6 protein-coding genes are annotated in these 7,884 nt (G+C 57.7%); 3 read left to right on the top strand and 3 right to left on the bottom strand.

What is annotated here, in order from left to right; translation table 11 throughout:
• Positions 1-92: 92 nt before the first annotated feature.
• Both xylB and dalD read right to left on the bottom strand, forming a co-directional pair.
• Complete coding sequence (xylB, locus tag ACSEMK_RS23870) at positions 93-1,556, bottom strand: xylulokinase (RefSeq protein ID WP_087859658.1); 1,464 nt, start codon at positions 1,554-1,556, stop codon at positions 93-95.
• Complete coding sequence (gene dalD / locus ACSEMK_RS23865) at positions 1,547-2,932, bottom strand: D-arabinitol 4-dehydrogenase (protein WP_316424230.1); 1,386 nt, start codon at positions 2,930-2,932, stop codon at positions 1,547-1,549. The genes xylB and dalD overlap by 10 nt, the downstream gene beginning before the upstream one ends.
• A gap of 196 nt (positions 2,933-3,128) precedes the next feature.
• On the opposite strand from dalD, the gene ACSEMK_RS23860 reads away from it, so the two are divergent.
• On the top strand, positions 3,129-4,070 hold the full coding sequence (locus ACSEMK_RS23860) for a sugar-binding transcriptional regulator (RefSeq protein ID WP_113375075.1): 942 nt from the start codon (positions 3,129-3,131) through the stop codon (positions 4,068-4,070).
• A gap of 13 nt (positions 4,071-4,083) precedes the next feature.
• Here ACSEMK_RS23860 and ACSEMK_RS23855 read toward each other — a convergent pair whose 3' ends face one another.
• Positions 4,084-5,097, bottom strand: coding sequence for a LacI family DNA-binding transcriptional regulator (locus ACSEMK_RS23855; protein WP_087859656.1), 1,014 nt, complete (start codon positions 5,095-5,097; stop codon positions 4,084-4,086).
• 288 nt (positions 5,098-5,385) lie between these two features.
• Here ACSEMK_RS23855 and ACSEMK_RS23850 point away from each other — a divergent pair, with 288 nt between their 5' ends.
• Entirely contained in the window at positions 5,386-6,135 is a 750-nt protein-coding gene (locus tag ACSEMK_RS23850; RefSeq protein WP_015365771.1) for an SDR family oxidoreductase, read from the top strand.
• A gap of 32 nt (positions 6,136-6,167) precedes the next feature.
• Positions 6,168-7,775 (top strand): FGGY-family carbohydrate kinase, encoded by a 1,608-nt coding sequence (locus tag ACSEMK_RS23845; RefSeq protein ID WP_430915550.1) that lies wholly within the window; start codon positions 6,168-6,170, stop codon positions 7,773-7,775.
• The last annotated feature ends 109 nt before the right edge of the window (positions 7,776-7,884 follow it).

Here is a 7,884-nt window from a genome sequence, read left to right as displayed (position 1 = left end):
CATCCACTGTTTGTGATTAACGGACATGGTGACCTCGTTGTTGTAGGGTGCAGGAGAATCACTCCGGCAGTTTCGCCGGAGCGTCTTATGTCTTATTGCTGTCGAAAGTGTCGGTCGTTGAGGTACAGAGACTGGAAATGGGCGTAACGCGGCATCAGCGCCTGATGACGCTGCGGATCCGCCTGCCAGGTTTGCCAGATTTCCGGCTTATGACAAACGCTGGCCAGCGGTTTGCCCGCCGCCAGGCAGGCCAGACGCGCCGCTCCGAGCGCGCCGCCGGTTTCCCCGCCTTTATGCGTCACCACCGGCATCGCCAGGATATCCGCCAGCAGTTGCGCCCAGAACGGACTGCGGGCGCCGCCGCCGACCAGTGAGCACTGGTCGATACGGGTTCCGCTCTCCTGCAACACGCGCAGGCCGTCAGCAATACCGAAGCTCACTCCCTCCAGCACCGCATATCCCAGTTGAGCGCGCAGGCTGGCATGGGTCATTCCCCAGAACATACCGCGCGCCAGAGGATCGTTATGCGGGGTACGCTCGCCGGAAAGATAAGGCAGGAAGTATGGCGCATTGGCTTTTTCGTCTGCGCTTAACTGGGCAATCTCCTCCAGTAGCGCCACTTCGGTGGTACCGGTCAGACGACAGAACCACTGCAGACAGCTGGCGGCGCTGAGCATCACGCTCATCTGATGCCACAGGTTCGGTAGCACATGACAGAAAGCATGCACCGCCGACTGCGGCGCCGGACGATAGCTGTCGGTGACGACAAACAGCACGCCGGAGGTACCCAGCGAGATAAAAGCGTCTCCCGGCGACACCGCGCCAACGCCAATCGCGCTGACTGCATTATCGCCGCCGCCCCCCGCCACCAGCACCGAAGGATTAAGCCCCCAGCGTTCGGCAATGTCAGCCGCCAGCGTGGCGGAAACGTCGCATCCTTCCACCAGTTCCGGCATTTGTTGCCGCGTCAGGCCGCACTTTTGCAGCAGCGCGTCGGACCAGTCCCGCCGCGCGACATCCAGCCACAGGGTGCCGGCGGCATCCGACATATCGGAGACTTTTTTGCCGGTCATCTTGTAGCGCAGAAAATCCTTCGGCAGCAGTACGCAGGCGGTACGGGCAAAATGCTGCGGCTCATGACGCCGCACCCACAGCAGTTTCGGCGCGGTAAAACCCGGCATTGCCAGATTACCAGCCACCTGATGCAGCTCTGGCGCCATCTCTTCAAGCTCGGCGCACTCCTGCGCGCAGCGGGTATCGTTCCATAAAATCGCCGGGCGAATCACTTCGCCGCTGGCATCCAGCAGTACGGCCCCGTGCATCTGCCCGGAAAGGCCGATGGCTTTAATCGCCGACCAATGGCTCGCGCACTTCTCGCGCAGAGTGGCAATCAGATATTCTGTCGCTTCCCACCACGCCTGCGGCGATTGTTCAGACCACTGCGGATGCGGCCGTTGAATGGTCAATGGCGCGCTATGGCTGGCGACGACCGCATTGTTTTCATCCAGCACCAGCGCTTTAACTTCCGAAGTGCCGAGATCGATACCTAAATACATGGCGCCTCCTGCTGGGTCAGCGCGTAGACGGCGGCGATTTGCTCACGCAGCAGCGCGTGGAAATCCGCCGATTCCGCCAGCTCGCCAAACAGGGCTTTATCACCGGCGTACTGGGTGATCGGGTCAGGCGAATTAAACATGGCGTGTACCGCCGATTCATCAAGAATTCCGTCCTGGTACTGATACGGTAAAGCCCCTTTATGCCACTGCTGCATAAAGACAAAGAACAGCGCCGGCAACATAGCGGTAGCCTGCGGGCGCACGCCGCGCTGGTAGCACTCCTGCAGGGTTGGGGCAATCATCGCCGGGATTTTTGAGAATCCATCGGCTGCCACCCGCTGGTTGGTGTCCTGGATATAGGGGTTGGTAAAACGCTTGAGTACCACGTCGCGATAGGTTGCCAGGTCGATGCCGTTATCACCCAGACACGGGATCACATCTTCGCTGACGTAACGCTCAGCAATGGCGTAGATGGCATCGGTAAGCGTACTCTCGTGAATATATTGCTGGCCCAACAGGGTTCCCGCCCAGGCAATACAGCTATGCGACGCGTTAAGAATGCGAATCTTCGCCTCTTCATAGGGGATAACCGACGCCACCATCTCCACGCCCACCGTCTCAAGCGCCGGGCGCTCAGCGCGGAAATTATCTTCTACTACCCATTGAATAAAGGTTTCGCCCATCACCGGCGCTTTATCATCGATGCCGGTTTGCGCTTTGATACGTGGCGCCAGATCGGCGGCCGGGCGCGGCGTGATACGATCGACCATCGTGTTTGGGCAGGTCGCGTTCTCCGCCAGCCAGTCAATAACCTGCTGTTTACCGGTCAGTTGCAGAAATTCCACCAGTCCATCATGGAAACGTTCGCCGTTGTGGCGCACGTTGTCACAGTTGAGCAGCGTCAGCGGACCCGCATCGTCGGCGATGCGTTTTTCAAGAATCCGGGTGATGGTGCCATAAATGGTTTTGCAATCTCCCTGCAAATCGGCCTGCAGATCGGCGTTGCTGGTTTCCAGGCGATGCTGCGTATTGAGGTAATAACCCCCTTCCGTCACCGTGAAAGCAATGACTTTAGTCTGCGGGTTCGCGCCTTCATCAATCAGCGGCTGCAGTCCCGCCTGCCACGGCAGTAATTTTTGAATTGAGGCGATCTCTTCATATTCGCGCTCCCCTTCCGGGCTCACCGTCTCGAGGACGTAGCGTCCTCTCTGCTCCGCCAGCGCCTGCACCACGTGCTCGGCGTCGTTACGAATATTTCCCGCCGCGATATGCCAGCGCGAATCGCCGGAAACCCGCAGTCGATGCAGGTACCACGCCTGATGCGCTCGATGGAAAGAACCGAGACCAATGTGAAGCCATGTGAATTGCGTATTCATGTTCTGCTCTCCTTGAGGTGATGCGGCTCACTGTAGATGATCATTTGAATCAAATAAGAGCTACGGATCACAAAAGAGCAATTACCCATTAAAATTACAAATGACCAAAATAGAGCAAAAGCTTGCCTGTTTTGAAAACCGCAGCCAAAATGCGGGTATCTGCGCTACTGCGCCCGCGTATTTAAGGCAGGACACCGTGAGTAAAGAAGACGACATCAGGCTGGATCAGAAGGTCCGCGCCGCATGGATGTACTACATTGCCGGTCAGAATCAGAGCGAAATCGCCAGCCATCTTGGCACCTCAAGGCCGGTGGTCCAGCGCCTTATCGCCGCGGCGAAAGAAGAAGGGATTGTGTCGATTGGCTTGCATCATCCGGTGGCGAACTGCCTCGATTATGCGCAGTTGTTGCAGGAAAAGTATCAACTCATCGAGTGCAATATCGTGCCGACCTACAACGAAGAGAGCACGCTGGATAGCGTTTCCTTCGGTTGTTATCAGTTGATGGCCCGCTACCTGCAGAGCGATAACGCCAAAATAATCGGCATTGGTTCTGGATTAACGCTGAAAAAAACCATCCAGCGCATTGATTTCGATAGCCCGAACAGCCGCTGCGTGGCGCTGATTAGCGCAATGAACGATGAAGGAAAATGCAACTACTACGATGATGTGCCGTTGCTGCTGGCGCGGAAAATTCAGGCCAACTACTACCAGTGGCCCGCGCCGCGCTATGCGCAAACCCGTCAGGAACATGAGATGTGGTGCGGCAGCCGCCTGTTCAGCAACGTTTCTGCCGCAGCGCAGCAGGCGGACGTTATTTTCGTCGGTATCGGCCCATTGGGTACCCAAAGCCCGATCTTCAAAGACGGGTTTATTAATAAAGTCCAACTGGATGAACTGACGGCGCGCGGGGGCATCGGCGAGATCCTCGGCCGCTTTATCGATGCCGACGGCTCCGTCGTCGACAGCGAAATTAATCGCCTGATCACCAGCTACGATATCCGCCAAAACCAGTGCCCGCGGATAGCCGTCGCCTGTGGCGAGAACAAGCGCCCGGCGATCCTCGCGGCGTTAAAAGGCGGCTGGATTAACGGCCTGGTGACCGATGAACATACCGCCCGCTGGCTGCTGACGCGCTAGCGCCAGCGGTTTTTCACGCCAGATGCTCGCGGCTGCTAATCAGCAGCGGCGGGATCTCTACCCGCTGCTGGCTGGCTTCGCCTGCGTCGATGATATTGAATACCGCTTCCAGCATCGCCGGGACGTTCTGCTGCACCATGTCAATATCGTGACCCAATAGATAAACAAATGGGTCCCAGTCAAAACAGCCCATCGGCGGCTGCTCGACGCCGGTCAGCCCCAACTGCGCCAGCCATCTCACCACCCCTTCCAGCGAGATGGTCGAGTTAACGAAGAACCCCTGCAGATGTTCATCGGCGCTTTTAAAACGCGCCTGCATACAGGCTTCCACTTTGCCTTTTGAATAGCCCGGAGAAAGAATGTTTTCTTCCGGCACGCTCATGCCGCGCGCCGCATGAGCATCGCGAAATCCGCGTAAACGCTCCAGAGTGTTGTGGTCGCTGCTGCGCCCGCCGACAAAATACAGCGGCGCCAGTTTGCCGTGGCGATTGAGACTGTTATCAAGAATTTTATCGGTCAACGCGCGGGCGCCCGCGTAGTTATCTGAGATCACCGACGGCGCGGTGGAGCCCGGCAGGTCAAGGTTAACCGTCGGCACCCCCGCCTGCTGACATAGCTCGGTAATTTTATCCGGATTAGTCGCCCCGGTCGCCACCACCCAGTCCACCTGCCAGGAGAGCATCGCTTTCACCGCTTCGATTTCCAGCTCGGGTCGACGGCGAGTACAGGTAATAATCGGCAGCAGGCCGCGCTCACGCGCCATCTCTTCAAAGCCTTCCGCCACTGAACCAAAATAGCGGTTGTCGTATTTGGGGACAATCATCCCGATGACATGCGATTTTTTACTGCGCAACATGCTGGCCTGGCGATTAATCGCGTAGCCCTGCTCTTGCGCAATGCGCGTCACTTTTTCCGCAAGTTTGGCGCTGATACGGCGTTTTTTCCAGTTGCCATTGAGGATCGCGCTCACCGCGCTTGCCGAAACGCCGGATAATTCCGCCAGATCGTAGATAGTGATTTTTTTCATTTTCCCAACTTGCGTCACAAATTCATTTCGCTGTTAATTTCCCCACTTGCTCAATCGATGAAGCTGGCGCAACATTAGCTTCATCGATTGAGCAACCATGACGCTCGCTAGCGTATACACTCAATAATCGTTCAGACATCAGCAAATTGAAATAAATGATGCTGATATTCAATAGCTTAACTTAGTTACTCCTGCTCTGACAGGCCAGATTGTTGTAGCAGGTAACCGCTCCTCAACCTCGTCGAGACCAGCTTGGTGAGCAAAACAGACAACATGAAGGATTATAAAATGAACCACTCCGTATCCTCTATGAATACTTCTCTTAGCGGCAAAGTCGCCGCGGTCACCGGCGCCGCTTCCGGCATTGGTCTTGAATGCGCGAAAACCCTGCTTGGCGCGGGCGCGAAGGTGGTTCTGATCGACCGTGAAGGCGAAAAGCTCAACAAGATTGTGGCAGAGCTTGGCGAAAACGCTTTTGCCTTACAGGTCGATCTGATGCAGGGCGAGCAGGTGGATAAGATCATTGACGGCATCCTGCAACTTGCCGGCCGTCTCGATATTTTCCACGCCAACGCCGGCGCTTACATTGGCGGCCCTGTCGCTGAGGGTGACCCGGACGTCTGGGATCGCGTGCTGCACCTCAATACTAACGCCGCCTTCCGCTGCGTGCGTAGCGTGCTGCCGCATATGATCGCGCAAAAATCCGGCGATATTATTTTCACCAGCTCCATCGCCGGCGTGGTGCCGGTTATCTGGGAACCTATCTATACCGCCTCAAAATTCGCTGTACAGGCGTTTGTTCATACCACCCGCCGCCAGGTTTCCCAACACGGCGTCCGCGTCGGCGCGGTACTGCCGGGCCCGGTGGTTACCGCCCTGCTCGATGACTGGCCGAAAGAGAAAATGGAAGAAGCGCTGGCTAACGGTAGCCTGATGCAGCCTATCGAAGTTGCCGAATCGGTGCTGTTTATGGTCACCCGTTCGAAAAACGTCACCGTACGCGACCTGGTTATTCTGCCTAACAGCGTTGATTTATAACCCCCGGTATCGGTGACTAAAAGGACGATTTTATGAATGGCGAGACTCAAACCATTATCGGCGTCGATGTCGGCTCCGGCAGCGTGCGCGCCGGGGTATTTAACCTCAGCGGCGAACTGCTGGCCCACGCCACCCGGGAGATCACCCTCTTCCGCAGCGCCGGCAGCGTGGTGGAACAATCCAGCCGCGAAATCTGGCAGGCGGTTTGCGACTGCATTAAACGCGCGGTCATAAAGGCCGCCGTCTCTCCGCACTCGGTTGCCGGTATCGGCTTCGACGCCACCTGCTCGCTGGTGGTAATCGGGGAGAATGACGCGCCGCTGGCCGTCGGGCCCAGCGAAGAGGCAGATCGCAATATTATCGTCTGGATGGATCACCGCGCCACCGAACAGGCGGAACGCATCAATGCCACCCGCCATCCGGTGCTGCAGTACGTCGGCGGGACTATCTCTCCGGAAATGGAAACACCGAAGCTGCTGTGGTTGAAAGAAAACCGCCCGCAGATCTTTGCCGCCGCGCGTCATTTCTTCGACCTGGCCGACTATCTCACCTGGCGCGCGACCGGCGATCTGGCCCGATCCGTCTGTACCGTCACCTGTAAATGGACCTATCTGGCCCATGAAAAACGCTGGGATGCCGATTACTTTCGCCAGATTGGCCTCGCAGAGCTGGCGGATGAAGACTTCGCCCGTATCGGCCAGCGTATCGTCGATCCGGGAACGCCATGTGGTGATGGGTTAACCGCGGAGGCGGCTGAAGAGATGGGCCTGCCTGTCGGTACGCCGGTGGCGGTCGGGATGATCGACGCCCACGCAGGCGGCATCGGCACCGTCGGCGTACTCAACGGCGCGGTGAATAATATGGCCTACGTCTTCGGCACTTCCTCCTGCACCATGACCACCACCGAGAAAGCGGTGTTCGTTCCAGGGGTCTGGGGGCCTTACTATTCGGCGATGGTACCGGGTTACTGGCTGAACGAAGGTGGACAAAGCGCCGCCGGCGCGGCTATCGACCAGTTACTGAGCTTCCATCCGGCGGCGGCCGAAGCGCGTGAACAGGCTAAAGCCGCCGCCGTTCCTCTGCCGGTCTGGCTGGCGGATCGCGTGCTGGCGCAAGTTGCCTCGCCTTCGGAGGCGGTGCAGCTGGCAGATGGACTGCATGTCGTACCGGAGTTTCTCGGCAATCGCGCGCCGCTTGCCGACCCCCACGCGAAAGCGCTGATTGCCGGGCTGGGGATGGAGCGGGATCTTGATAACCTGACCGCGCTGTACGTCGCCGGATTATGCGGAATTGGCTACGGCCTGCGGCAGATCCTCGATGCCCAACGCGCCTGTGGTATTGAGAGCGAAAATATCGTTATCAGCGGCGGCGCGGGGCAGCACCCGCTGGTACGCCAACTGTTGGCCGACGCCTGCGGCGTGACCGTGGTCAGCACCGCCAGCAGCGAACCCGTATTGCTGGGTTCCGCCATCCTCGGCGCCGTCGCGGGCAACGTCGCCGCCTCGCTACCGGACGCCATGAAGCGGTTCACCAGAGTGGATAAAACCTATCGCAGCGAGACGGCGTTTAGTCCGCTGCATCAACGCAGGTATGAGGCCTACAAAGCGCTACAACAGGCCGGTCGGCTAATCCGCGAATAACATACCTCTTTAATTTAATAACAATAATGCTCCGCTGTTATACAGCGGAGCCGCTCCTCTGCATCCTGAAATCGAGGTTAACATGTCCATTAATAACCAACAGTGGTTC

Origin of the sequence: Klebsiella sp. K-3 (genome assembly GCF_051207495.1) — a bacterium.
GTDB lineage: Bacteria > Pseudomonadota > Gammaproteobacteria > Enterobacterales > Enterobacteriaceae > Klebsiella > Klebsiella aerogenes.
The sequence above is the reverse complement of the archived record's forward strand: the minus strand, read 5'-3'. Positions and strand labels throughout refer to the sequence as shown.

What these genes read in the sequence shown, in the direction of transcription:
- dalD (WP_316424230.1), bottom strand. Translation starts at nt 2,932, where the DNA reads ATGAATACGCAATTCACATGGCTTCACATTGGTCTCGGTTCTTTCCAT.
- ACSEMK_RS23850 (WP_015365771.1), top strand. Translation starts at nt 5,386, where the DNA reads ATGAACCACTCCGTATCCTCTATGAATACTTCTCTTAGCGGCAAAGTC.
- xylB (WP_087859658.1), bottom strand. Translation starts at nt 1,556, where the DNA reads ATGTATTTAGGTATCGATCTCGGCACTTCGGAAGTTAAAGCGCTGGTG.
- ACSEMK_RS23855 (WP_087859656.1), bottom strand. Translation starts at nt 5,097, where the DNA reads ATGAAAAAAATCACTATCTACGATCTGGCGGAATTATCCGGCGTTTCG.
- ACSEMK_RS23845 (WP_430915550.1), top strand. Translation starts at nt 6,168, where the DNA reads ATGAATGGCGAGACTCAAACCATTATCGGCGTCGATGTCGGCTCCGGC.